Raw genomic sequence first — 25,982 nt, forward strand, 5'->3', positions numbered from 1 at the left:
GAAGGGAACAATGGAAAAAAGCGCGCTAACCTGTTAGTATAGAGAACGGAAACTTCAAGAAAGGGATAATTTTAAAATGTCTCAGAGTGAAAATGAAGATAACTTGAAAGTCAGTGTTTTAGCAAGTGGAAGTACAGGCAACGCTACATATGTTGAAACGCCTGGACATAAAATTTTGATAGACGCTGGCTTATCTGGAAAAAAAATAGAAGAATTAATGAATTCTATCGGCCGAACGCTGAAAAATGTGGATAGTTTATTTGTGACGCACGAACATACTGACCACAGTAAGGGTGTTGGCGTACTTGCACGGCGCTATGGTTTGGATGTGTATGCAAATGAAGGAACTTGGGGTGCAATGAATAGCCGGATCGGAAAAATTCCAGTTGGACAGAAACATATTCTACCTGCAGGTCAAGTCCAGTCACTTGATGGTTTGGAAGTAGAAAGCTTCAGTGTGTCACATGACGCCGTGGATCCACAATTTTATGAAGTACATTACAATAACAAATCTTTTGCAATCATCACTGATACAGGCTATGTTTCTGATAGAGTGCGGGGCACGATCAGTGATGCTGATGGTTATTTATTTGAATGCAACCATGATGTGGAAATGTTGCGGATGGGCGGTTATCCTTGGCCGTTAAAACAGCGGATCTTAAGCGATACTGGACATTTATCGAATGAAGATGGAGCTAATGGTCTAATGGCAGCTTTAGGCCACCGAACTAAAAAAATATATCTTGGACACTTGAGCCGAGAAAATAATGTGAAAGAACTAGCCCATATGACAGTGCAAACGATCATGCAAGGGCATGATTTAGCAGTTGATCATGATTTTGCGTTGTTGGATACAGATCCGGCGGCAGCAACTCCCTTAACAATTATTTAAAATGGAACGGTCCTGTTAAAACAGGTCGTTCCATTTTAAAGAACATTAAATTTATGGTAATATTGGCTTATCATTCATAGTAAAGCAATTTCATAAATTATAATATAAGACAAAAATGTTACGAGAGGAGTTTAGGCATGGACAATAAGGGGCAATTTGACGGAGAATACAAAGAAGTGGATCCAGAAAATGGGTCACAAAATAATTCGGGCGGATCTGGTGGGCCCAAATTGTGGAAAATTTTCCTGATTGCATTGATTGCAGGGCTTATCGGCGGAGGTGTAGTCGTTGGTAGTTATTCGTTAGTGCAAAATAATCAGGATGAGAAGTTAAATTCTGATAACTCTAAAGCCAAAACAAAAACAAGTAATGTTAATGTGAAGGTAACTTCTGATGCAGAGAGTGCTTTTAAAAAGATCAAGGGTGCTGTCGTATCAGTTGAGGCTTATTCTAAAGATGATACATCAAGTTCAATTGCCGGGTTGTATGGACAATCTGAGGATGATGATTCTTCTAGCGAATCTGACTCGGAGCAGGCAAATGAAGGTTCTGGAGTGATCTACAAAAAATCTGGTAATACAGCTTACGTAGTGACAAATAATCATGTTATTTCGGGGGCAGACAGAGTCGAGATCTTAATGAGTGATGGTCATAAATTAAATGCATCTGTAGTTGGTCATGATTCGATCAGTGATTTGGCCGTGTTGAAAATAGATGCTAAGTATGTTGATCAAATTGCTTCATTTGGCAATTCTGACAAGATCAGCGTTGGTGAAACGGCTTTGGCTATTGGGTCGCCATTGGGTTCAGATTACGCCACATCCCTGACACAAGGGATCATTTCAGCTAAAAAACGGACGATCGATGTGACAAATAGTTCAGGAGTCGCTACAGGTCAAGCTACTGTTATCCAAACTGATGCAGCGATCAATCCGGGCAACTCAGGTGGTCCGTTGATCAATATTGGCGGTCAAGTTATTGGGATCAACTCGATGAAATTATCAAGTTCCGGTTCATCAGAAGCTTCTGTTGAGGGGATGGGCTTTGCTATTCCAAGTAACGAAGTGGTTGAGATAGTTAATCAGTTAGCTGAAAATGGTAAAGTTAGTCGTCCAGCATTAGGGATCTCTTTGTTGGATCTAGACTATATTTCAGCTTCAGATCGTAAAAAGACTTTAAAACTGACAGATAGTGTAACAAGTGGGATCGTAGTGATGAAGATCAACTCAGATTCGCCTTTGAAAGACGCTGGTCTTAAGAAATATGATGTGATCACAGGACTGGGTGATAAAAAGGTCACGGATATTGTCAGTTTACGTGAAGCCTTATACGCACATAAGATCGGTGATACGGTCAAGGTCAAGTATTACCATGAGGGTAAGGAACAGACAGCAGATGTTAAACTGACACTTGAGGCCAATGATTCGAACACATCAGCAGCATCAAATGAAAGGTAGCGAGTGAGGGACACTATGTGCAGTTGTCCTAACTAAGTAGCAATATGGCGCTACAAAGCTGGATAATTAGAACTTATCCGTTCTATGAACATGCTGACATGCCAAATAGAATGCTGTAAATATTTTGTTTCAATATCAAACTCGTTTTATGTAAACAACATAAAGCGGGTTTTTCTTGTACTCTTGAAATGTCAAATTAAGTTAGAAATAACATAGCTGTTTATCTGTGATGTTTTCCATGAATACCTCAATTGGTGTTTTATAATTTAATGATTTTCTTGGAATATGATTACGCCGGCTACTGACTTGTTGAACTAAAGCATTTGGTAAATTGCGAAAATCCATGCTCTTGTTGAGACCATCTCGTCTAATTAGTCCATTATTATTTTCGTTTAAGCCACGCTGGTTAGGAGCCCCAACTTCGGCAAAATAAGTACTAATATCATGCTTATTTGCGATTTCTTTCCAACCAGTGAATTCTTTACCATTATCAAAAGTAATTGACTTGAAAAGGTGTTTTGGCTGTTGGGACAACCATTGATTAAGATGTTTATTAACGCATTCAGCCGATTTTTGTTGGATGTTTAAAATGATTTCAACTTTGGAGAGACGCTCAACTAAGGTCATAACTGCACCTTGATGTGCTTTGCCTTGGACGGTGTCTGCTTCTAAATGACCAAATTCATGTTGAAAATGAGGATAATCCTGATAGCGTTGATAAATACTTCTGCCGAGTCGGCCAGCTTTACCACGCCGTTCAACGTAACCATTTGGATGCCTTTTACCTTTCATTGGCAACAATTTCACATTGAAAACACCTCTTTGAAAAAGTCGGTATAAGGTTCTCATACTACAACTGATCTGTATCTCAGCTCGACCAATAATCGTATCAGGGGTCCAACCTAATGCGAGTTTCTGCTTAATGTATTTGGTTTCATCTTCTGGTAATTCAATTGCTTTTCGACCGCAATGAGTTTTATTAACTCGATGATTTTCTTGAAATTGACTAATTGAATTACCAGCATCTAGAAACCGGTAAACACGATAAACGGTTTCGCTGGAACGTTTAAGAGCTTTAGCGGCATGATAGGCTTTAATATCTTGTTTCCAAAAATTATATATAAAGGTTAATTCACGTGTGGTAAGATGTTTATAAGTCATTTGTGGTTACCTCTCTTTTGATTAGGGATATTCAAAAGTCTACCACAAATGGCTTTTTTATTTCTAACTTAATTTTACAAACGACGACTGTTAGACATGATCAGCGGCAAATGGAGTTTTGTTTTCAAGATAGGTATTAGGACCAATTTAAATGTATTCGCTCTAATATCCTAAGTTATCAACAATTTTGTTGATAGACCTGTTAATAACTTTTGAATTCAAAGTTAAAAAATGTAAGAATTAAGAAGAGCTTTACGTAAATAAGTGAAAAAAGTCTGTGCACAGGTTATCCACAGCCCTGGGGACAGCTGTTGATAAGTCAACATCTTTAATTTTTTATAAAGCGTTTTAAGCCCTATTCTAAAATGTTTTACCAGAAAATTTATAAAAATTACAATCTGTTATCTACTGTTAATAACTGTGGATAAGTAGGAAAAATTGAAAACAATAAATATAGTGACGAAAATAAGTTCGCACCAAGATGTTGTGATTAACCCTGTGGATACTGTGGATAACTTTGTGGATAAATTGTTATTAGGATGTGATTTAGTGTGAATATCAAGATAATAGGTGTGGGTAAGTTAAAGGAAAAATATTTGAAACAAGGCATTGCGGAATATGCTAAACGATTGAGCAAGTTCTGTAAATTCCAAGTTGTTGAGGTTCCTGATGAAAAAGCACCTGAAAAGTTAAGCGAAGCAGAAATGGAAGGCGTGAAAGAACGTGAGGGAGAGCGGATCCTGGCTAAAATCAAGGAGCGTGAATATGTTTTTGCTTTAGCGATCGAAGGAAAAGAGCGGACATCAGAACAATTCGCACAGGAAATTGATTCGTTAGCGACATACGGGCACAGTGACATTACATTTGTTATCGGTGGTTCTTTAGGTTTAAGTCCAGAAGTGTTGAAACGTTCAAATGCTCAGATCTCATTTGGCAGGTTCACTTTGCCTCATCAACTGATGCGCTTGGTCTTGTCAGAGCAAATTTATCGTGCTTATATGATCAATTCTGGCAGTCCGTACCATAAGTAAAATTAGGTAGATAGGACCAATCCCGTTTAAAAAAATGTTCGTTTTTGTATAATTAAAGGTATAATTTATTTAATAGTAAAATAAAGATTGGAATGACGTTAATGGTAACTAAATCAAAAGAACTTAGCATTGAGGACAAACTGTGGGCTACTGCTGATCAACTTCGTGGCAGTATGGATGCTTCTACATATCGTAATGTTGTATTGGGCTTAATTTTCTTAAAATATGTTTCTGATTCTTTTGAAGAAAAAAGACAAGAAGTTTTAAAATCTGACTATCCAGAAGATGCAGAAGACCCTGATGTTTATTTGGCAGCGAATATTTTCTGGGTTCCTAAAGAAGCTAGATGGGAAATTGTTCAAAAAGCTGCAAAGACGCCACAACTTGGTGAAGCAATCGATAAAGCTATGGTGGCACTAGAAAATTCAAATGCATCAATTAAAGGCATTTTAACTAAAAATTATGAGTCACCGGATTTAGATAAAACACGTTTAGGGGGAGTAGTTGACCTAATCTCTGAAATTAATATTGGGGATAAGAATTCAAAGGAAAATGACGTTTTAGGACGAGTTTATGAATACTTTTTACAACAATTTGCTAGCGCTGAGGGTAAGCACGGGGGTGAATTTTATACACCTCGTTCGATTGTTAGGACGTTAGTAGAAATGATTGAACCTTATAAGGGAAGAATCTATGATCCATGTTGTGGTTCTGGTGGTATGTTTGTACAATCTAAAAAATTTGTTGATGAACATCAGGGTGTTTTAGCAAATTTAGCAGTATATGGTCAAGAATCAAATCCATCGACTTGGAAATTAGCAAAAATGAATTTGGCTATTCGAGGTATTGATAGTGATCTGGGTGGTCACCAAGCCGATACCTTTACCAATGATTTACATAAGGGAATGCGGTTTGATTATATTCTTGCTAATCCACCATTTAATATTAAACAATGGAATGGCGACAAACTTGAAGAAGATGCAAGGTGGAAATATGGAATGCCACCATTGGGAAATGCTAATTATGCTTGGATTGAACACATTATTAGTAAATTGACTCCAGATGGAAAAGCAGGTTTTGTTTTGGCTAATGGTGCTCTTTCAACTTCAAGTAAGGCAGAATTAGCAATTCGCAAAGCTGTTCTAGAAGATGACAAAATTGATGCGATAGTGTCCTTACCGTCGCAAATGTTTTATTCAACAGGTATTCCTGTTTCGTTATGGTTTGTTGATATGAATAAAGAATCCCCGGATGAGCGAAGTAGGAAGGGTGAGACCTTATTTATTGATGCACGCGAATTAGGTGAGATGGTTGACAGAACCCACCGCGAGTTTTCAATAGAAGATATTAAAAAAATTGCTGATGTTTATCACGCATACCGTGGAACTAATGGTCAAGAGTATAAGGATGTTGCAGGCTTTTGTAAAGTAGCCAAATTAGATGAAATCCAAAAAAATGATTATGTGTTAACACCTGGAAGATATGTTGGATTGGCAGAACAAGAAGATGATGGTGAACCATATGAAGAAAAAATGAACCGTTTAACAACTGAATTAAAAGAACAGTTTGAAGAAAGTAATCGACTTGAAAAGCAAATTAAAGATGTATTGAAGGAATTAGGTTATGAAATATAAGCTTGACGATATAGTAACAATAAATAATGATTCTATAAAGAGAGATTATTTTAACGCGATAGATTATTTAGATACAAGTTCAGTATTCGAGAATAGATTTGAGCAACCAGTACATTTTAAAACATCTAAAGAGGCACCTAGCAGAGCAAAAAGGCTTACTCGTGCAGGAGATACTGTTATATCAACTGTTCGACCAAATATGCACCATCTAGGCTTTATAGATGAAAAATTAACTAATAATGTTTTTAGTACAGGTTTTGCTGTTGTACAGCCGAATATAGATTTAATAGATCCATATTATTTGTTTTTGTTTTTAAGTTCGGATGTCGTTACGAAAAAGCTTCAATCAATTGGTGAAAACTCTACCTCAACATATCCGTCCATAAAACCTAGTGATATAAAAAAGTTAATTATAGATTTACCTGAATTGAAGAAACAAAGAAGTATTGCCAAAAGAATGAAAGTTCTTGAGGACAAAGTAAAATTAAATACGCAAATAAATGATAATTTAGTTGCGTTGGCTTCTACAACTTTTGAAGAAAATTTAGCGGCTTAATTTAAAAATTGAGAAAGTAATTGCTTCTTTAAATTATTTAATGTTGTTGTTTCCGATTCAAGTACTTGTATGGTCTCAAATAATTTATTTACCTGGTTATCAAATAGATTAATTTCTTCTTTACACGGAATACTTATTACATGCTGCTTTAATTGTTTAGAAGATATTTCTTTAAATGTTGAACCGTTTGATTCATTAATGAGTTTATTTGTTTCATTTTTTATCAGCTCATATATAAACGAATATGGATACCCTTTATTTGGGATAATTGACTTAAATCCCTGATTAGTTGCTAATTTGTTTTTAGAAATAGATATATACCCTATTGGAGCTCTCGAGCTAAATAGTATTGTTTTTGGGGGAAGAATTTTAGCACTACTGTTATCCAACCCACTTCGGGTGATAAACTTATTTCCATAAGAAGTGAATAAAGTTGGATTTTGAGATAAATCTTTTGGGGTTAGCCAAGGAATTTTTCCACCCCAATATGTTTGTTTTTTAGTTGAGGGTGTACCGCCTCCCACAACTGAACCGATTTTATCTATATTAGTTTCTTTTAACTCAGATATTTTGATCATATTTCTATATATTTCATCAATTAGTGTGCTTAAATTATCATTTATATTTATAAAAATAACTTTCTCCAACAGCAGAAAGCATTATTGTAGAATCGCTGTTGCGTGGATTCTCCTAATAGGAGGATTAATTATGAGCGAAAAGATAGTAAATAAAATAATACAAGAAATGTTGCAGGTACTGGACAATCAGCAGCTTATAAAACTTAAGAAATGCTTGGACAAAAATCTCAATGCAGATGATGGGGACTCAGATCAGGATCTCAATAACGAGATTTTGCTCCAGCGTTATTTTTCGGCAAAAAGAACAGAAGGATGTTCTGAAAGATCCTTAGCATATTATAAAAAAACAATTGAGAAATTGACTGACGACTTAAAAATACTTGTTATCAAAATTACTACTGATGATTTGCGAAAATATTTAACAGATTATCAGATAAAGCATCATTCCAGCAAGGTCACGATTGACAATATTCGTCGTATTTTATCTAGTTTTTTTAACTGGTTGGAAGATGAAGATTATATAATCAAAAGCCCGGTTAGAAGAATTCATAAAATTAAAACTAGAACAACGGTCAAAGAAACATATTCTGACGAAGAATTGGAATGTCTTAGAGATAATTGCTCTCAGATTAGAGATTTGGCGATGATTGATATGCTTGCCTCAACAGGTATGAGAGTTGGTGAACTTGTTAGATTAAATATAGATGATATTAATTTTTTAGAAAGGGAATGTGTGGTTTTAGGAAAAGGTAACAAAGAAAGAATAACCTACTTTGATGCTAGGTCTAAGTTGCACTTACAAAGCTATTTAGATTCACGATCTGACTCAAACTCAGCTTTGTTTGTTAGTCTTAAGAACCCCAAATCACGTTTAACTATCGGTGGTATAGAATCAAGATTGAAATATCTAGGTAATAAATCAGGGATTTTGAAGGTTTATCCGCATAAATTTAGAAGAACATTAGCCACAGTTGCCATTGATAAAGGGATGCCAATTGAACAGTTACAGGAGTTGCTGGGACATAAAAGAATAGATACTACTTTACATTATGCAATGGTAAAACAACAGAATGTAAAGTTAGCGCATAGAAGGTATATAGGGTGAAAAATTTTGAAAGTAGAACTAGGAAACTATGTTGATTTAGTAAATGAGAAGTTAAAAATAAGGGAAGCAAAACTGGAGAACTATGTAAGTACTGAAAATTTGCTTCCAGATAGAAAAGGTATTGTTTTTCCAGCAAAATCGCTACCAAATTCAAAGCTTGTACAATCTTTTAAAAAGGGAGATGTTTTAGTTTCAAACATACGGCCATATTTTAAAAAGATTTGGCATGCAAATATTGATGGTTGTCGTTCGGGAGATGTATTGGATTTTAGAACAAATAACAAAAATTTATTGCAGGATTATTTATATGTGTTACTGCAAACTGATACGTTTTTTAAGTACGTAACTACAACCTCAAAGGGTACGAAAATGCCTCGTGGTGACAAAAGCGCAATTAAACAATTTAAAATCGAATTGCCTAACTTAGATGTTCAGAAAAACATTGCTTATAAAATTAAGGTGATTGAAGCAAAAATAGCTTTGAATGAAGAAATAAATGATAATTTAGAAACAATAAGAACTGTAATTTTTAATCGATTATTTGCAAACAAAATGCTTAACCAGAAAAATGGGAAAATTAAGCAAATTGCATCTTTATCAACAGGAAAACGTCCAAAAAGGAAACATGATTATTCTAGTCCAAATCACAATATTCCAATAGTTGGTGCTAGTAAAGTAATGGGTTATACGTCAAGCGTACTATATGATAATTATATAATTACGACTGGTAGAGTAGGCACCCACGGAATTATACAAAGATATAAAGAACCTATTTGGGTTTCAGATAATAGTTTTGTTTTTATGTCTGATCATCAAGACTATTTGTATGAAATTTTGAAAAATTTTGTTGATTATTCTTCTTTAAATAGAGGATCTACTCAACCATTAATCACACAAACCGATTTAAAAAACGTGGATATTTACATTCCAAGTGAAAGTGAGTTCGATAACTTTGAAAATTTAACGAAATATATAACAGAAAGCCAGTTTAACTTACGAATTGAAAATGTAAAGTTAGACAACTTAAAAAGAATGCTTTTAGAAAATTACTTTGTGTAAATAAATTATCATTTATAGTTCCAAAAGCACATTTTTACAAGAAAGAGGTGATTACATGTCTCGCAACAGTTACATTACTGAACAAGATGTAGAAAATATGGCTTTAGATTCACTTGAAAAGATAGGATATCGAATTTATAAAAGTGATAGTTATACTAGGCCGAATAATTTAATAGATGCTATGCGAAATTCAGATTATAATAATGTTTTTCTGGCTGGTAAGCTTGAATATGCATTAAGAAAAATTAACCCTGGGTATGAACTTGATATTTATAAAGAGGCTGTCAGGCAATTTGAACGCTTAGCTGACAATCCAGACATGATGATTGATAATCATAGACTGCATCAGTTGATTATCGGTGGTGCTAAAGTAAAAACTTTGGATAAGGGAGAACCACGGACAATAACTCTTTATCCGATAGACTTTAATAAAGTTGATAATAATGAGTTTATTGCTACTAACCAATTTACTGTCAGGCAAAATGAAAAGGAAAGAAGACCAGATGTTACTCTATTTGTTAATGGTCTCCCCTTAGTGACTTTTGAATTCAAAGATTCTGCTAATGAAAACGTAGGGATACAGCAAGCTTTTTCTCAGCTTCAGACTTATAAATCTGAAATTTCAAATTATATGGAATACAATGAAATTTTAGTTATTTCTGATGGTATAAATGCACGTGCAGGGTCCTTAACTGCGGGTATGGACCGTTTTATGAGGTGGCGCGCTCCTAAAAATATTCAAGAAGAGCCAGGGACTTTACAGCTTGAAATTTTAATTAAATACATGCTTAATCCAAAAGATCTTTTGAATATCATTGAAAACTTCGTTATTTTTGAAACCAATGCTGACCAAACTGTAAAGATACTAACTGCCTATCATCAATATTATATGGTCAATAAAGCTCTGAAGTCCGCTGAACATACATTGAATGATCCCGATGATAAGAGAATTGGTGTTGTTTGGCATACAACCGGCTCAGGAAAATCTTTATCAATGGTCTTCTTTTCTGGAATGGCCGCCCGTAAACTTGGAAATCCAACAATATTAGTGATTAATGATCGCAATGATTTGGATGACCAGTTATTTGGGACTTTTGCTTCTGCCCACGAATATTTGCAACAAGATCCTTCTCATGCTGAAACAAGCGAAGATGTTCGTGAATATATGAGTAGAAATTCTGGTGGTATAGTATTTAGTACAATTCAGAAATTTTCGCCCAATTTTGACAATGGTGAAGAAGAAATGCCAGTATTAACTAAACGTAGTAATCTAATCGTTATGGCAGATGAAGCCCATCGAACTCAATATGGAATGGCTGCTAAGCTTTCAGAAAATGGAATTCGCTATGGATTTGCAAAATATTTGCGTGATGCACTTCCAAATGCATCATTTGTTGGCTTCACCGGAACCCCAATCGATAAGGAAGATAAGTCAACAACAGCTGTTTTTGGTAATTATATTGATGTTTATGACATTACACAAGCTGTAAATGACAATGCTACGGTGCGCATTTATTATGAGAGCCACGTTTTTCCTTTGAAGTTAAAAGAAAGTGCAAAGGAAAAGTATCAACAGTTGATTGAAGAGGCTGGTCTAGATGATGATCCTTCATTACCAGAAAATGAACGCAGAAATCGTAAATATACCCAACTGGAAGCACTTGCTGGTGCTAGGCCTCGCTTGGAGAGTATAGCTAAGCATTTTGTTCATCATTTTGAGTCCAGACAGGCTGAACAATTTGGAAAATCAATGGTTGTAGAAATGTCTCGTAAGAATGCCGTTAAACTTTATAATGAAATAATTAAAATTAGACCAGACTGGGGTAACGATGACTTACATAAGGGAAAAATGAAAATCATCATGACCTCGAATGCATCCGATGGTCCTGAAATGTCCAGGCACCACACTAGTAAAGCTGATCGGCTAGTCTTACAGAAAAGAATGAAGGACAATGATGATGAGTTGCAAATTGTTATTGTTGTTGATATGTGGTTAACAGGTTTTGACGTTCCTGCAATGAATACAATGTATATCGATAAGCCAATGAAGGGACACAATCTGATCCAAGCGATTGCCCGTGTTAACAGAGTATTTAAGAATAAAGATAGTGGTTTGATAGTTGATTATATAGGAATTGCGGAAGCTTTAAAAACCGCTCTAAATCATTATTCTAAAGATGATCAAGACCAAGTTGGTATTAATATTCACGAAGCTCTTTCTTTATTAAAGGAAAAATATCAAATAATAACAGAGGATTGCCTATTTGGCATTGATTATAGTGGTTTTAATTCTGACAATAAATCAGTCAGAATTAAGACAGTTACAAAGATCGCTAATGAACTGTTGGCAGATAGTGAAGAAAAGCAACGGAACTTTTATGATAATGTTACTCAAATTCAGAAAATATTTGCTTTGGTTTCGACTCAAGAAGAGGCTCAAGATTTTGCTCCAGAAATAGCTTTTTTTAAAGCAGTAAAAGTATTTATCGCTAAATTAAAAGCAAATCCTGGTGGTGATGAGGGAACACAAGCTATAGATGATAGCGAGGTTAATTAGGCTCTTTGTCAAATCCTGTTGATGAATAGCTTTTACAGAGTTGAAAGTCATGCGACTTTCAACTCTGTTTTTTTCATTGGTTTTGTTCTCATTTGCCGTAACTTAATACGTGAAATCATATGATGGTAATTACGGAATCCAAATGCTGTGCGTTGAATTTGTTTAATCATTCGATTCATGCCTTCGACTGGGCCATTCGTATAGTCCGATTCACTGGCGTTGAGTACAACCACTAAGTTCTTTTTGAACGTTTGAAACACTGCTTTCATGTAGGGACTTATATTTTGATTTGTATATAGATCTTCCACAAGCTTGTCTTTGTCTTGATTCTTAAGGTTTTCCATGATGCTTTGCATCGACTCGTACGATGCTTTAAGTTCTTCGTTAATTGTCAGTCCTTGTTCTACACGTTCTAGTTGTGTGAGTTGTTTTCGCAGGTGTCGGTCATAAAAGACATGTTCCTCATCTAGATTTCCGGCATACTTCAAATAAAGCCGCCAGGCGAACTTTAACGTGCGATATTCATAGGATCTTTTATTGTACTTTTTCATGGTTTGCACCCGAGTTTGATTAAAAGCTCGAGTCATCATTGCAACGATGTGAAAGCGGTCGATCACAATTTTTGCCTGCGGAAACATTGCCTTGGCAATGTCTTGATAGTAACTATTTAGATCTACGGTAACTGTTTTGACACGTGCTCGAACACTTGCTGGAAATTGTTTAAAATAATCAGTAATACTTTGCTTGAATCGGTCTGGCAGAATTTGTTGAATTTCGTGCTCACCAGCGCCATTAATACAGATGAAATGGAGCCGACCACCAATTCCTCTAAATTCATCCATGGCGAGATGAACCGGTAGATAGTTAAGATTTCTGCGAAATAAGTCATCATAGTTGTCTAAGTAACGACAGACAGTGCTAGCTGATATGCCGGCATCGATCGCAATGCTAGCTTGAGTGCGGTCGTCTTGTAGACTCATAAACACTTTCTGACGCGTGGCTCGGGAGATACAACAGTACTTGTCTACCACATCAGAAGTAGCCATAAACGACGCTTTACAATTACGACAAATGACGCGTTCTTTATGGAGTTCTAAATAAACTGGTTCACTCGCATTCGCTGCCAGATAGGTCACGCGTGATACGTAGTGTCCATTATGAATTAGCTCGCAAAAGCCACAGTTAGCGCAATGTTTCTGGTCGAACTTAACCGTGGCTATATATACTTTTGCGCGCTTAGCTTTAATCACTTGATAGTTATATTTGTAAAAAACCACATTTGGGTCTTTAATACTGAGCGCAAATTTTATATTATTATCTACAGGGTCCATAAGTTTTCACGTCCTTTAAAAATGATACTGTAGTGGGTGGATTTTTTAGGTGCGAGGCTTATGGGCCTTTTTTATTTTGCACTAAAAAATCCTGCTAATAGATTACCATGTTAAGTAAGCTATCAACAGGAAAAAGTATAGAACCGTTAATTATCGTATGAGTCAGCTATTAGATCAATCTATTATTTCTGAGCCTGATGTGGATATTTATAGAGATTTAGGCTTAGAAAGGCCAGCACTGGATTTGATTTCTGACAAGTTTTTACAACAGGTTGGTGAGATGCAAGAAAAGGATGTAGCTATTGTTTTACTTGAAAAACTATTAAAAGGTAAAGTCAAAGCGATGCAGAAAACCAATATCGTTAAATCAAGAAAGTTTCAAGAAATGTTGGAAGAATCCATTGAAAAATACAATAAACGTGGAATAACAAGTGAACTTGTCATCAGAAAACTGATAGAAATGGCTAAAGAAATTAATGCTGAACAAGAAAAAGGTAAGGATCTGGGATTATCTAAAGAAGAAATAGCTTTCTATGATGCATTAGCTGACCATGATAAAGCAATAAAGGAATTAGGCGAAGAAAAACTGCATTTAATTGCTGCCGAATTGGTTAAATTAGTTAGAAAAGAAGCTGGGGTTGACTGGGAGCGAAGGAAGAATGTCCAGGCAAGTATGAGAATCGCCGTTAAGCACCTTTTGCGCAAATATGGTTATCCGCCTGATATTGCTCCACAAGCTGTTACTACTGTCGTTGAACAAGCTGAAAAAATGGCGTTGAATGAAAGTTAGAATTTAGCATGCTAACTTTGTATTTGCGCTGGCATTGTATAATATACGGTGAACTAAATTTTTAAAGGAGGATGGGCAGGGATGTCTTGGTTACATTTGATTTTTGGAATTATTTTATTAGTATCAATGATCATTGGATTGGTCAGTCCAGCTCAAAAAACAAAAATTTGGGCGATGGTCACACGTGTTTGTTACTTAGTTTTGATCGTTAGTGGAATTTTCATGACAAAATATGCTTGGAGTGAAAAACCAGTTCTAACGGTTGTTAAGATAATAGTGGCCATACTAGTGATCGGGTTGATCGAAATGGCATTTGGAAAGAAAACCAAGGGTCAATTTTCTATTGGCATTATGTGGATGGTTATTGTGATGGTTTTGGTCGTAGGTGGCCTAGGACTATGGTTAAGCGGCGGATACCCAGTAATATAATAAAGTAAAAGTGAGCTAACAAGATTTGTGAAAATCGAGTTAGCTCACTTTGTTTTTACCAAATAGTTTTTTTACCGTTTGACAAAGTTTTTGGTTTTGGCGGCAATTTCTTTAATACCCAAAAAGCACGACAAGCAAAGAAAATGGAGATTACGCCGATTACGTAGAACCATGGGTTATCGGCGAAAGTGAAGTAAGGACTGACTGATGCCCACATATTGGTTGGCAAGAATGAATTGACTGTCCCGATCAAGATCACGATCGCTAAGCCCCAGGAAGCACCGATCCGAGTGCCTCGTTTTTCCCAATAAAGTCCTGGCATGATACCCATTAAAATATTGGTGAAAATATACCATTTGAACATGGCGGGGTCATTCATGAATATCCGGAAGAGGTTTACCGTTCCAATCATTACCACAACCCAGCCGAATACACGCTGCCAAGCTTCTTTAGTCGTAATGTCGCCCCAGATCTCTTGGCGCTCAACGTAGACACATTTGATCAAGTTATAAACTTCAAATAATGTCCAGACAACTTCGGCTAATGAAGCAAATGTGAAGACCCATAGTCCGCCAACTGCATGTGAAGCCGTGGCGAAAACAAAGATCCCCATTGAATCGATCGCAAAGTAATATGAGTGCATCATTATATTGTAGGGTGAACTGCCTTCACGATTGATCAAAATGAAACTGTAGATATATTCTATAAAGCCGATCGCAAAGGTTAATCCAGCAACAAGCAACACCTTGATAAAATTAGGGTTTGCTGGATCGAAGGCTGTGACAAAGTCTTGCAGAGAATAACCTGTGCCATGATAAGTCGCAAAGATCCCGTTAACAAAATTCCACATAGAACATTCCTCCTTTAAAAACAGAGCTTAGTGAAACTCTTGTTTCAGAAAGCTCGAAAACAAATAAGGGTTTTTGCTAGTCAAATGCCTGACTTGTGCACTAGTATAAGGCTGACAGTAAAACATTTAGCACCAATATTTGTAAAAGTGAGCATTAACTTAAAGGAAGGCGAAAAAATGGATCAACGGGTTATTAAAACTAAAGCAGCACTGACCCAAGCTTTGTTTAAATTGCTTGAAAATAAAACAATCGAAAAAATTACAGTAACAGAATTATGTCGGACTGCTCACATCGACCGGCGCACTTTTTATATTCATTATTCAAATGTGAGCGATATTTTTGAAGATTATCAAGACCAAATGTCTTTTGAAGTATATCAGGCTTTATCCAATGCTAAGTACGGTGCAGAAGGGTTATTGAATGTTTTTCATCAAATTTTGATGCAAAATTATCGCGGTTTTAAATATTTATGCTTAAATCAGCAACAACATTTACTTGTAGAAAAATTGCAGAAAATGGTTTTTGAAACTTTATGTGATTCCTTATTGTCTGAAAGAGTTGCTGAGGACAATAAAGTGATCCTGAAGTATTTATCTTCGGGACTGATCGATACGTATGTTTACTGGTTTAGTCATTCAGATGAAGTAGACTATGAAACCTTGGTCAAAACTAATAAGAAGATCGTACAAGCCAACTTGGAGTTATTACACTAGTGAGACTAAATATAAATAATGTTCTTAAGTATGTAGTGAATAATTTGCTTCAATACTAGTATGAACTTATAAGTAGCATCATACTTTCATACCGTGATGGTAGGGCATGTTTTTCATACTTAATTTAGTCACACATTTCACCTCCCTTATATACGTTATTTTTATAACTGTGTTTTTTATCACAATATTTAAAAACAGTCGTGCCCACACACTGCAAAAAAAGCAATGATCTCCACGTTAAAAAATGGAAATCATTGCTTTTTTAATTTTATCTATCCAGAATATCTCCAGTCCGGGTCCATAATGATCCGCGCTACGATCAATCCTAATGGTAAGAATAAAACGATCATCGCGGCGTTGATGAACCATTGTGCGCCACTTGCGATTGTCCCCACGCCAACGTAATACATTGCTCGGTACATGTATAAACCAGGAACCATGATCACTATAGATGGGACAGTCAGTGAGATCCGCGGGTACCCCATCTTCTTGTATACGAATGAAGCAAGTAACCCAGCAGCTAGTGCTCCAAAAAAAGCGGCAGCAGCCGGTGGGATCGATGTTATATCAACTAGTTCGAGTCTTAATGTGTTGGCGATTGCGCCAATCAAACCGGCAGTAGCAGCCATTTTTTTAGGACTATTAAACATAATAGAGAAACCGAAGACACCGCAAAAACTGGCAGGCAAACGCAGCAGCATCAAAGCCAGTGGACTCAAGTTTAAGGGAATAAATTTGTCAGGTTTTAGGTCGCTTGCTAAAGCTACGATCCAACCAACTAGAGTTGCTACTAAAATAATCGTAACAGCGTGGACGACACGTTCGATTCCTGAACGCATATCAGACTTAGCAATATCTAGTCCACTCGTAATAAATGGGAAACCTGGGATCGCAAAGAGCATTGAACCGATATAACCAGCTTCGTGACCAATGTTAATGTTAAAAGTTAGTTCTAGGCCGCGTGAAATGACCAAATAAGTAAAACAAGCAACAGCAACACCAGCTCCTAAACCAGCAAAAAGTGTCATGTGCTTGCTGTTCATCATGGCACGCAACCAATTTCCCAGTCCCGCTCCAAAAAAGGAACAAAGCATTTCAATTGGTCCACCTCCTAATAGAAAAACGAAGGCACTGCAAGCTAAAGCAGCAGCCATTCCCTGGATAAAGGGTTTGTAATTGGTCTTTTTGCCCATGATTTTGTCAAGTGTGTCATGGACTTCATTGATACTGAAAAAAGCTCCTTCTTTTTCAAAGGCTTTGACGAAAGATTCCATCTCTGCCAGTTTGTCAGTATTTACACCGCTTGAAGGCAATGAAAGAGAGTGGGTGATACTTTGATGTTCGTCAAAACATGTATATTCGATCGTGACCAACCCGATGTCCGCGGAGCAAGATACTCCGAGGATCCGAGCAATCGTGTTCATTGAGTCCCGGACACGCCAAGCTCCAGTACCGCAAGAAAGCAAGATGATCCCGACACGTCCGATGATCGTCGATTTTTCTGCCAAAGATGATTTGATAGCAGGTGTTTGACCTCCATCTCCCACTACCTTGACCCAAGGTATTTCCATATGGTTCTTATTTGTAAGATGAATAGTATTTTTGATGAGATGACTATCCTCAGACATGATAATTCCTCCGCTAAATTTTAAAATGTTAAATAAATTTCAGAAAAGACTGGCCAACTAAGATCCAGTATATGTCAAATTCTTATATTTATTAGTGTTGTTCTAGTTTGTGTTTTCAACGTTTTTCATTATAGCACATGTTATTTAAGAAAATTTTCAAAAAGTTTGTCATTAGATATGGCCGGGGCTATAATATGAAGAGTGATGCATACGGTTTAGAACTATCTATATATAAATTTAGTGGGAGTTAGACGGAGGTTTCAATGAAAAGAGAAGGTCAAAAAGTGAAAATTAATTCGGCACACCTGACATATATCCTAAAAGGAGTCGTGATAGGTGCTTTGTCAGGTGTTGTTGTCGGGTCGTTTCGGTGGTTAATTGAAAAGTCTTTGGTTCTTTGGAAGCAAGCTTTTCAGTTGACTCATCAGTATCCGGCTTTCCTTTTGGTCCTAGCTTTTATTTTGCTTTTGATAGGTCTTTTGATCGGTAAATTGGTAACCCAGCAACCGCACATTTCTGGTTCCGGGATCCCCGAGATCGAAGGTCAATTGGCTGGAAAATTTCGGTTCAAATGGTGGTCGATTTTGTGGCGTAAGTTTGTTGCAGGCGTCTTGGCGATCGGGCCGGGACTGTTTTTAGGACGGGAAGGTCCATCGATCCAGTTGGGTGGCGCAGTTGGCCAAGGGGTTGCCGAATATACCGAAAGCTCCAAAAGAGGGCAACGAGTTTTGATCGCCAGTGGAGCTGCTGCTGGCTTGTCGGCTGCTTTCAACGCACCGATCGCTGGAACTCTATTTATTTTGGAAGAAGTTTATCATAATTTCTCACCCCTAGTATGGATGGGTGCTCTTTCTGCTTCGATCACTTCAGATGTTGTTTCGATGAATGTTTTTGGTTTAGAGACTGTTTTACATGTCGGTTCTGTACCTGGATTGCCGCTTAAGTATTACTGGCACTTGTTGTTTTTGGGGGCTGTTTTAGGTTTATTCGGTTTCTTTTATCAACGAGTCTTGTTACAGAGTTCTGTTTGGTATCGAAAAATATTGGGTAGGATACCTCGTGCTTATCACGGAATAATTGCTCTACTCTTATTGCTTCCTGTTGGTTACTTTTTTTCTGGAACATTAGGCGGGGGAAATTCTATTATTATTCAAATGGCCCATATCTCACCTGTGATCAGTACCTTGTTTTTGCTGCTCATCTTGCGCTTTGTTTTTTCGATGGTTTCATATGGTTCTGGACTTCCTGGTGGGATCTTTTTACCGATTTTAACTTTAGGTGCTGTGATCGGTATGTTGTATGGAGCCGTTGTTTTGCAGCTTCATTTATTGCCGGCTAAATATTTAGTAGATATGTTGGTATTCGCGATGGCTGGCTATTTTGCCGGGATCGGGAAAGCGCCATTTACGGCTATTTTATTAGTAACTGAAATGGTGGGGTCGCTCCAACACTTGGTACCATTAGCCTTAACGTCACTTGTAGCCTATATTGTAGTTGACCTTTTGGGCGGTGCACCAATTTATGAGTCGCTTTTGGAACGAATGACTATTGAGCAAAAACTGCAAGTTATTAGTGGGAAAAATGATCAAGTAGAATTACCTGTTTTCGATGACAGCCGTTTTGTTGGTCAGCAGGTCAGAGATATCAAATGGCCCGCTAATACCTTGTTGATCGGGGTCAGACGTGGTGAAAAGACTGCTATTCCAAATGGTGATACGTTGATCAGTGCGGGAGATACATTGATCGTTTTAGTTGACACAAACTTTAGTGCTACGGTGCGTGAGCAATTGGAAGATTTAAATAAGCCGTTAGAAGAAGGGTAACTAAAACTATAGGCCTGTTTGTTTGAGATAAAAAGAAAGCGAAATTAATATAAAGGTAAGGATCACGAAAAAGGAAGTGAGTGGAAAATGGCAGAAGATAAAAAGCAACAGAATTTTATTTCACTAAATACAGCTTTAAAATTGATCAAGTTTGATACAGACTTTCAAATGCAAGAGATCCTAGCGGGTAGACCAACGGATAAGCATACATTTGTTCTTTATTCACTACCGGGGGTCGGTAAAACTCAAGGTATCAGACAAATGGTCGGTGACCCGCAACACATCTGTGTAATCGATATTAACGCTGAATTTGGCGGTTCACTTGCGATGCCTATTTCACACGTTGATGAGAAGAGCCAAACGGCACAAGTTTTACATGCTTTGAATGCCAGTATCAGAAAGCTAAAAGAACATGCTATAAAGGATCCGACAACACCGCACTTTTTATTTTTGGATGAATTTAATCGTGGAGACGAATTTATGAAGCAAACGATCATGCAGCTGTTATTGGAAAACCGTTTGCCAGGGAATAGTTTACCGGCAAATGTGTTTGTGATCGGAGCGGGAAATACGGCCGAAAATATTTTTTCTGATGAAGAGGTGGTCGAAAATGATGTCAATGAATTAGATACAGCTACTAGGGACAGGATCAATCCACTCTTTATTCAATTGGAACCTAAGGGATGGCTGGACTGGGCGTATGCCAATGAAGTTGCTCCGGAAGTTGTAGACTTTATTGGCAGCAAGTCTTATAACGAACAAAGACAATTATTGTATCAACCTTCTAAAAGTGCCGATGGAACTGGAGCAACGCCTCGTTCATGGACACGGCTGTCTAGTTTTCTTACAGATCCAGCAATCAAAAATGATCCAGTGTTATTACGTGCGGCAGTTTTTTCGATGATCGGTAATGATTGTGGGGAGCAATTTCTGACGTATTTAACCACGGGAGATTCATTGGATATATTTGCTTTGTTAGAAAAACCTGATCAAGCCAAATTTACTAGCCTGTCAACTGGCAGAAAGATGGCATTTTTTAGTTCGGCATTACGTCCGGTCGAGCAGGACTTAGAAAGTGAAGCACAACGTGGATATGCTCAGATATTTTTAGATTATTTACAGACAAATGATCAAACGGCGATCGCGAGATTTATGCATACTCAAGTTGAAACGGGCGTATTGCAACAAAGATATCCACAAACTAACCTGTATTTGAGAAAAGATCCACGATTTATGCAGTTGGTAATGGAAATGTCGGTCAATAATGTATAGTGAGAAAGTTTCAGCGTTATGGTGTGCTTTCTAGCATTTTAGAGATGATTTTTTGTACTCTAGAATTAGATTAAAAACGTTGAGCAGACCGGGTTAGTGAATTATCCAAGGATCTTGGTAAAAAGGTGGTGCTTTTGGTATGCAGCTTAGAGATAAAGAAGAAGCTATTTTATATTTTGGTAGTCTTTTTCCTCAGTATGTTAAGACTGCTTGTTATCAACGTGCTGCTGTAGAAAGTGCATGCACGATCTTTACGCAAGAGGAATTAAAGATGTTAAAGGCCAATTATTCAGTAAACTTAATGGATCAACGAGTTTTAAAAATAGAATCGCAACATTACTTGAGGGAAAAAGAATTACAGGATAAATTTGTTGATTTTCGTCAACGTACAAGCGAGCACTGGTTTGAATATCAAAAGAATTCCATGGCACTGCAGTATTTGAAGACTGTCCAAAAATCGCGTGGTCAAGTTAATAGCACCGAACAAATCAAACATGGCGGGAGTATTGCAACTTTTGCCGATGTTTTGGCTGATCCCTTTGAACCTGTGGTTTGGCGTTCGTATTTAAGTGCTTTACCACTTTTGGTAAAAAATGATCCTGAGATCGAAATGGGAAAGATCGCACCTGAATTAAACGTTTTGGCAGCTTTAACGCCAGTTTACGCGGAAACACCCGCGATGGAGTCACCGTGTGCTGTTTCTTTACTGGGAGCTGAACAGATTTTTACTGCTAGTAAACAATCGACTTTAGAGGAGACCGTTAGTGATAACTTTTTGTTTTACTCACCCAGTCGTTTATTAGCTGTGTGTTTAGCGTATTTTGACGGACCACAAGATCAAATCAGAAGTGAGCATGCTGTTTTAACTTTTTTGCTGCATGAAGCGCGTCATATTTTACGTGGTGATCTGCTGACTCAACCTGGGTATGTCCCTGGTTCACCAAATAGAAATCAGCAGTTCGCGGCTTTTTTTGCTGATCATCCGAACGTGACTGTTTTAGGTTTTCCAGTTTTAAGCAGTGGAGATCTGGACAGTATTATTACTGATTTCAATATTAATAGCTCTCTTTTAAATGATTTAGGTACAAATGTGCTCTTTGGCGGTTCGCGAGCACTATGTTCGACGCAGGTCGTTAGTCAAAATTTGCTGACAAAAGCTGATATTGATTTGTTAAATACTGCTATACGTCAGCCAAAATTTGAAGCTGAAAAACAGCAGCTAAATTCTTTTGGTTTCCAGAGGATCGAGTCGTTTTTGAGTAATAATTCAATTTTGTTATTAAAACAGAAAGGCTTGATTTTAAATCTGTTACAAAAAATGCATCAAGTTAGTTATCAGCCGCATTTACCGCCGCGAGCACAAAAAGAGGATGCCCAAAAAGAAGCTCATCAAAATGCGCTCAATGAAAACAGCAGTCAAGAGCAGCAACAAATGACTACGGGTACAAGTCCAGCTAGTCTTGGAGGCGGAGGGAAAGTCGGGTTGAGCGGCGGAGATATTTTTGAAATCAATCAACGCTTCTTCGACCAGTTGACCAACTCTTCTGAAAGTCAGTCGAAAAATAAAGCTGAGCACATGGCACGTCAGCTGTTAGGCTTGGCGAATGAAGCATTTAGAGAAGCACAAGTTGAGTTTCCAGAAATTGATTATTCCAAATCAGGCGGTCAGTTAAAGCAGCTTCAATACCGTTTGAGCAAAACTCGTCCTTTGCCCCCATTGCGGCTTAAATTGCGTAAGCTGCGGAAGGATCTGGCTGTTGGTAATAAAATAGAGTGGTATCGTCGGCATTATGCTTTTCCAGAGCGGCTAGACATGGCTCATATTGCACGAAAAAAGAATTACCGGGCTGAGATCTGTGTCTATCTTGACGTGTCCGGTTCGGTTTCGATCAAACAGGTGTCTAAAGTATTGTCAGTTATAAAGGCGACTGTAGCACAGGATCAGTCACTGTCAGTGTGTTTGTTTGCTGCTGAGTTGGGAGAAAAGGTTCATTTTAGAGCCGGCAAAAGATATTTTGAACATGATTTTGCCAAACTTAAGCAACAATTAAGTTATTTTCCAAGCAGCGGCACAGATCTGCAGCCTGTGTTTCAAGATATTTTTGATACAGCTGAAGCAGTGCATGTCATTATCAGTGATTTTTGTTTTGCCAAGTCAGACTTGATTTCTTACCAACAGAGGTTAAAACAACGACAGATTATTTTTATGAACAATTATAATAAAGAAGAACAAAAAAGATACAGCAATCAAATGCCCTTGATCAAACAAATTGTTCGGCAGGAACCTCAGAACATGAAAGCTTTGATCTTGAAGGATTATTCAATGTAATAGTGAGGAGGAAGAAAATGCCTTTGAATGTTTTTAGGCCGCAGCAATTTTCGTGGTTGCAAGATTATCGATCGTTTGATTTTTTGAGCCCAATACTCAAGAACCAGCAAAGAATAGCTAATTACGATGACGCAACAATTTTTGCGTTTTTAAAACAAAATGGTCTCACATATGCCGATGATTTTATTTTAGTTTTAACGTCAGACGGTAACTTGCGTCTGGCCCATGCAGAAGAAAAATTCCAACAAAACGAGATCGTATTGTTGATCAACCAGCCGAACCGACATAATTTACAAAATAATGGGACTGTTAAACAACCTGTAAATAAACGGCAATTGCGTGGACTCAGAAATTTAGATCAAAACGAGAGATTGAATTTTAATTTGGAATTGAATGGTATCTATCAGCAATTACTGCATGTTGCCGATTTATTTTTTGAAAAAAATGAGGTTTCAGCGGACCATGTGTTCAATTTTCGTATCTATCCAACTATTTATCACTATGTTTTAAGTGAATATCATTTACCGGCTACGGCCAGTTTTTCTAAAGAAGACGCCCAAGTCATTAGTTCTATTGGAGACTTTTTAGGTGCCTACTTGTGGTTGAATATTTCTCAAATAACAACCACTCCATTATCTCAAGCCAACAGTCTGCATATTTCTCAGCTGATTGAAGAACATAAGCTGCAAGCACCGCTTGGTGAAATCGATTATTTACAATTGAATTCTCATTTTTTTGGTGAATTGAGTTAAAGTGTCCACTCATAGAAAGAAAATTTCTGCAGATTCGAGCAAAATGTTTTTGAATCTGTTAAACTAAAGGATATAATTTAAAACTCTTTGTGGTAAATTAAGAGTATTTATTTTTACTGCAGGAAGGAATTGATCATTATGAACTCCAATTATGAAGATGACTTAGAAGGGTACCATTTGTTAGCAGAATTTCCAGATTATGATCTATATGTTAATGATGATAATTCTGTGATCCAGCGTTTTAACGAAGGTATCGCCAATAGTTGGCAAGAGTTTGACTTGGATTTTTCATTTGACCAACAAGATATGGATAATTTGCGTAAAGCAGTCAAGCTCTATGAAGATAGTGACCCGATCCAAGCTGAAAAAATCAAAAGGCAAATTGAAACTAAAATTTTAGGTGAAGTTGACGAGTAGTTTTATCGGTAAATATCAATTGAACCATTCAATGAAATGTAAATAAAGTATTGTGCTGGCATGAATGCCGGCTTTTTTGCTTTAAAGTGATAAGTTTGCTTGCAGTATTTAACAAAAAAATGGTACATTTGTTTTGTAAGCGATCACTTGATTGTGCTGGCAGCTGTTATTGATTTATCCTAAAATGATTCAAATAAATTTTAAAAATTTACTTGCTTTTTGTAAGTAAGGTGATAGAATAAATTTATTGAGAATTTAGTTACTTTTAGTAAGAAAAGGAGAATAAATATGACAAAATATGGTGTAATTGTAGGTTCAACTCGTAAAAATTCTTATTCAGAGGGTGTTGCAAAGGCTATTACTGCAGGTTTACCAGAAGGTTCAGAAGTAAACTTTTTAAAAATCGCAGATCTTCCTTTGTACAATCAAGATCTTGATGCAGATTCTCCTGCAGTTTACGAAGAATTCCGTAAGAATGTTAAAGCTCAAGATGCATTTATCTTTGTCACACCAGAACATAACCGTAACATTTCAGCCGCTTTGAAGAATGCTTTGGATGTTGCTTCACGTCCTTGGGGTCAAAGTGTATGGGCTGGCAAGCCAGCTTTGGTTGCTTCACAATCGATCTCAGGTATCTCAGGTGTATTGGCCCATCATTCATTGCGTCAATCATTAGTATTCTTGGATATGCCAACAATGGAACAACCAGAATTATACATCGGTAATACTGCTGATTTAGCTGATGATAAGGGTAACATCACTAACGAAGGAACAAAAGAATTCTTGGCAGGTGCCGGCAAGTCATTTAGTGAATTCGCTGCTAAGTTTATCGGCTAATTTGCGTCATTTAAATACAATAATATCAAAAGGAGCGTGCTCTTTTCATTCACTTGAAGGGGGGCGTTCCTTTTTTACAAGTAATTTCTCTTGTAGTTCATGTCTTCTTAAGCTAGGATTCAAAGTAAGAAAATAAATGAGCAGGAGTGGGTAAAGTGATTCAAGGGCAAAACTTAAGTCTAGATGATGTTGATTCAGAAAAAACGTATGAAGAATGTCATTTTACGTATTCTTCCGACCAACTTAGTTTTAGCGCAGTTGCTTTCAAGAATTGTACTTTTGAACAAACAGATTTTTCTCACAGTGAATGGGTTGAATGCGAGTTTAAAAGCTGTCAATTCTTAAACAATAATTTCTCTGAGAGTTGTTTTTTCCAAACAGTGTTCAACAAGTATCAACTAATGGGGACTAATTTTTCTAATAATACTTGGAAAAATGTTACGGTGAAGGACTCAAAAGCTGATTACTGCAACTTTTCCAGTTCAAAGATCGATGCTAGTTCTTTTGTTGATACAAGTTTGTTGGAAGCTTATTTTCAAGAAACTAAAAGCAAGAAAAAACTGCTTTGCCACAATTGTGAAATGAATGGTGTTGATTTTTTAGACACATCGTTAAGGGGACTTGATCTTTCGACCAGTTATTTTGACGATCTGATCGTGACACCTTCTTTGGTCAAGGAATGTATTATTGCACCACTGCAAGCAACAGCTTTTGCTGGCCTTTTAGGAGTTAAGTTTAAAGAATAGAGTAAGCTTGACCGGAAGATGACAAATAAGCATC

The 25,982-nt window shown here is 37.0% G+C and carries 21 protein-coding genes and 2 pseudogenes; 18 read left to right on the forward strand and 5 right to left on the reverse strand.

The genetic code is table 11. From position 1 onward, the window contains the following. Nucleotides 1-76 precede the first annotated feature (76 nt). Nucleotides 77-892 (forward strand): MBL fold metallo-hydrolase, encoded by an 816-nt coding sequence (locus tag BQ5903_RS01065; protein ID WP_079578437.1) that lies wholly within the window; start codon nucleotides 77-79, stop codon nucleotides 890-892. A gap of 137 nt (nucleotides 893-1,029) precedes the next feature. Beyond that, nucleotides 1,030-2,349: a S1C family serine protease gene (locus tag BQ5903_RS01070; RefSeq protein ID WP_079578439.1), complete on the forward strand. Its 1,320-nt coding sequence runs from the start codon at nucleotides 1,030-1,032 to the stop codon at nucleotides 2,347-2,349. A gap of 201 nt (nucleotides 2,350-2,550) precedes the next feature. Here BQ5903_RS01070 and BQ5903_RS01075 read toward each other — a convergent pair whose 3' ends face one another. Beyond that, a complete protein-coding gene (locus BQ5903_RS01075) occupies nucleotides 2,551-3,510 on the reverse strand; it encodes an IS30 family transposase (protein ID WP_010500073.1) in 960 nt (319 codons plus the stop codon). Between the two features lie 551 nt (nucleotides 3,511-4,061). Between BQ5903_RS01075 and rlmH the strand changes: the two genes are divergently transcribed. The 3 genes from rlmH (at nucleotide 4,062) to BQ5903_RS01090 (ending at nucleotide 6,731) form a co-directional block, all read left to right on the forward strand. Continuing rightward, nucleotides 4,062-4,541 carry a 23S rRNA (pseudouridine(1915)-N(3))-methyltransferase RlmH gene (gene rlmH, locus BQ5903_RS01080; protein ID WP_079578441.1) on the forward strand — a complete coding sequence of 160 codons (480 nt, stop codon included), beginning with the start codon at nucleotides 4,062-4,064 and terminating at the stop codon, nucleotides 4,539-4,541. Between the two features lie 101 nt (nucleotides 4,542-4,642). Then, complete coding sequence (locus tag BQ5903_RS01085; protein WP_079578444.1) at nucleotides 4,643-6,175, forward strand: class I SAM-dependent DNA methyltransferase; 1,533 nt, start codon at nucleotides 4,643-4,645, stop codon at nucleotides 6,173-6,175. Next, complete coding sequence (locus BQ5903_RS01090; RefSeq protein ID WP_079578446.1) at nucleotides 6,165-6,731, forward strand: restriction endonuclease subunit S; 567 nt, start codon at nucleotides 6,165-6,167, stop codon at nucleotides 6,729-6,731. Before BQ5903_RS01085 ends, BQ5903_RS01090 begins: the two co-directional genes overlap by 11 nt. On the opposite strand, the gene BQ5903_RS01095 is transcribed toward BQ5903_RS01090, so the two are convergent. Then, entirely contained in the window at nucleotides 6,728-7,378 is a 651-nt protein-coding gene (locus BQ5903_RS01095) for a restriction endonuclease subunit S (protein ID WP_231920886.1), read from the reverse strand. The genes BQ5903_RS01090 and BQ5903_RS01095 overlap by 4 nt on opposite strands. A 61-nt stretch (nucleotides 7,379-7,439) precedes the next feature. Here BQ5903_RS01095 and xerA point away from each other — a divergent pair, with 61 nt between their 5' ends. From xerA to BQ5903_RS01110, 3 genes and pseudogenes are all read left to right on the forward strand, one after another. Further along, a complete protein-coding gene (gene xerA / locus BQ5903_RS01100; protein WP_079578448.1) occupies nucleotides 7,440-8,414 on the forward strand; it encodes a site-specific tyrosine recombinase/integron integrase in 975 nt (324 codons plus the stop codon). A gap of 6 nt (nucleotides 8,415-8,420) precedes the next feature. Then, on the forward strand, nucleotides 8,421-9,473 hold the full coding sequence (locus BQ5903_RS01105; RefSeq protein ID WP_079578450.1) for a restriction endonuclease subunit S: 1,053 nt from the start codon (nucleotides 8,421-8,423) through the stop codon (nucleotides 9,471-9,473). A 55-nt stretch (nucleotides 9,474-9,528) separates the two neighbouring features. Continuing rightward, nucleotides 9,529-11,997: pseudogene (locus BQ5903_RS01110) on the forward strand (type I restriction endonuclease subunit R); the annotation flags it as partial. A gap of 80 nt (nucleotides 11,998-12,077) precedes the next feature. On the opposite strand, the gene BQ5903_RS01115 reads toward BQ5903_RS01110, so the two are convergent. Further along, nucleotides 12,078-13,361, reverse strand: a complete 1,284-nt coding sequence (locus BQ5903_RS01115; RefSeq protein WP_079578369.1) for an ISL3 family transposase — start codon at nucleotides 13,359-13,361, stop codon at nucleotides 12,078-12,080. A gap of 145 nt (nucleotides 13,362-13,506) precedes the next feature. Here BQ5903_RS01115 and BQ5903_RS01120 point away from each other — a divergent pair. Together BQ5903_RS01120 and BQ5903_RS01125 are read left to right on the forward strand one after the other, a co-directional pair. Beyond that, nucleotides 13,507-14,151 (forward strand): annotated as a pseudogene (locus BQ5903_RS01120) (DUF3387 domain-containing protein); the annotation flags it as partial. Between the two features lie 81 nt (nucleotides 14,152-14,232). Further along, nucleotides 14,233-14,580, forward strand: coding sequence for a DUF1516 family protein (locus BQ5903_RS01125; RefSeq protein ID WP_010495219.1), 348 nt, complete (start codon nucleotides 14,233-14,235; stop codon nucleotides 14,578-14,580). A gap of 55 nt (nucleotides 14,581-14,635) precedes the next feature. Here BQ5903_RS01125 and BQ5903_RS01130 read toward each other — a convergent pair whose 3' ends face one another. Further along, nucleotides 14,636-15,430: a hypothetical protein gene (locus BQ5903_RS01130; protein ID WP_010495216.1), complete on the reverse strand. Its 795-nt coding sequence runs from the start codon at nucleotides 15,428-15,430 to the stop codon at nucleotides 14,636-14,638. A 147-nt stretch (nucleotides 15,431-15,577) separates the two neighbouring features. Between BQ5903_RS01130 and BQ5903_RS01135 the strand changes: the two genes are divergently transcribed. Then, nucleotides 15,578-16,144: a TetR/AcrR family transcriptional regulator gene (locus BQ5903_RS01135; protein WP_231920888.1), complete on the forward strand. Its 567-nt coding sequence runs from the start codon at nucleotides 15,578-15,580 to the stop codon at nucleotides 16,142-16,144. A gap of 272 nt (nucleotides 16,145-16,416) precedes the next feature. Here BQ5903_RS01135 and BQ5903_RS01140 read toward each other — a convergent pair whose 3' ends face one another. Then, nucleotides 16,417-17,772, reverse strand: a complete 1,356-nt coding sequence (locus tag BQ5903_RS01140; protein WP_010495212.1) for a threonine/serine exporter family protein — start codon at nucleotides 17,770-17,772, stop codon at nucleotides 16,417-16,419. Nucleotides 17,773-18,035: 263 nt separating this feature from the next. On the opposite strand from BQ5903_RS01140, the gene BQ5903_RS01145 reads away from it, so the two are divergent. The 7 genes from BQ5903_RS01145 to BQ5903_RS01175 all read left to right on the forward strand — a co-directional run bounded on the left by BQ5903_RS01145 (nucleotide 18,036) and on the right by BQ5903_RS01175 (nucleotide 25,948). Continuing rightward, nucleotides 18,036-19,595: a ClC family H(+)/Cl(-) exchange transporter gene (locus BQ5903_RS01145; protein ID WP_079578454.1), complete on the forward strand. Its 1,560-nt coding sequence runs from the start codon at nucleotides 18,036-18,038 to the stop codon at nucleotides 19,593-19,595. 87 nt (nucleotides 19,596-19,682) lie between these two features. After that, nucleotides 19,683-20,867 carry an ATP-binding protein gene (locus tag BQ5903_RS01150; protein ID WP_079578456.1) on the forward strand — a complete coding sequence of 395 codons (1,185 nt, stop codon included), beginning with the start codon at nucleotides 19,683-19,685 and terminating at the stop codon, nucleotides 20,865-20,867. A 139-nt stretch (nucleotides 20,868-21,006) separates the two neighbouring features. Further along, nucleotides 21,007-23,196 carry a hypothetical protein gene (locus BQ5903_RS01155; protein WP_079578458.1) on the forward strand — a complete coding sequence of 730 codons (2,190 nt, stop codon included), beginning with the start codon at nucleotides 21,007-21,009 and terminating at the stop codon, nucleotides 23,194-23,196. Nucleotides 23,197-23,213: 17 nt separating this feature from the next. Further along, a complete protein-coding gene (locus BQ5903_RS01160; protein WP_079578460.1) occupies nucleotides 23,214-23,948 on the forward strand; it encodes a hypothetical protein in 735 nt (244 codons plus the stop codon). Nucleotides 23,949-24,086: 138 nt separating this feature from the next. Then, entirely contained in the window at nucleotides 24,087-24,365 is a 279-nt protein-coding gene (locus BQ5903_RS01165) for a hypothetical protein (RefSeq protein ID WP_010495204.1), read from the forward strand. Nucleotides 24,366-24,653: 288 nt separating this feature from the next. After that, nucleotides 24,654-25,202: an NADPH-dependent FMN reductase gene (locus BQ5903_RS01170; RefSeq protein ID WP_079578462.1), complete on the forward strand. Its 549-nt coding sequence runs from the start codon at nucleotides 24,654-24,656 to the stop codon at nucleotides 25,200-25,202. A gap of 155 nt (nucleotides 25,203-25,357) precedes the next feature. Beyond that, entirely contained in the window at nucleotides 25,358-25,948 is a 591-nt protein-coding gene (locus BQ5903_RS01175) for a pentapeptide repeat-containing protein (RefSeq protein WP_010495192.1), read from the forward strand. The last annotated feature ends 34 nt before the right edge of the window (nucleotides 25,949-25,982 follow it).

It is taken from the genome of Ligilactobacillus acidipiscis, assembly GCF_900116935.1.
Lineage (GTDB): Bacteria > Bacillota > Bacilli > Lactobacillales > Lactobacillaceae > Ligilactobacillus > Ligilactobacillus acidipiscis.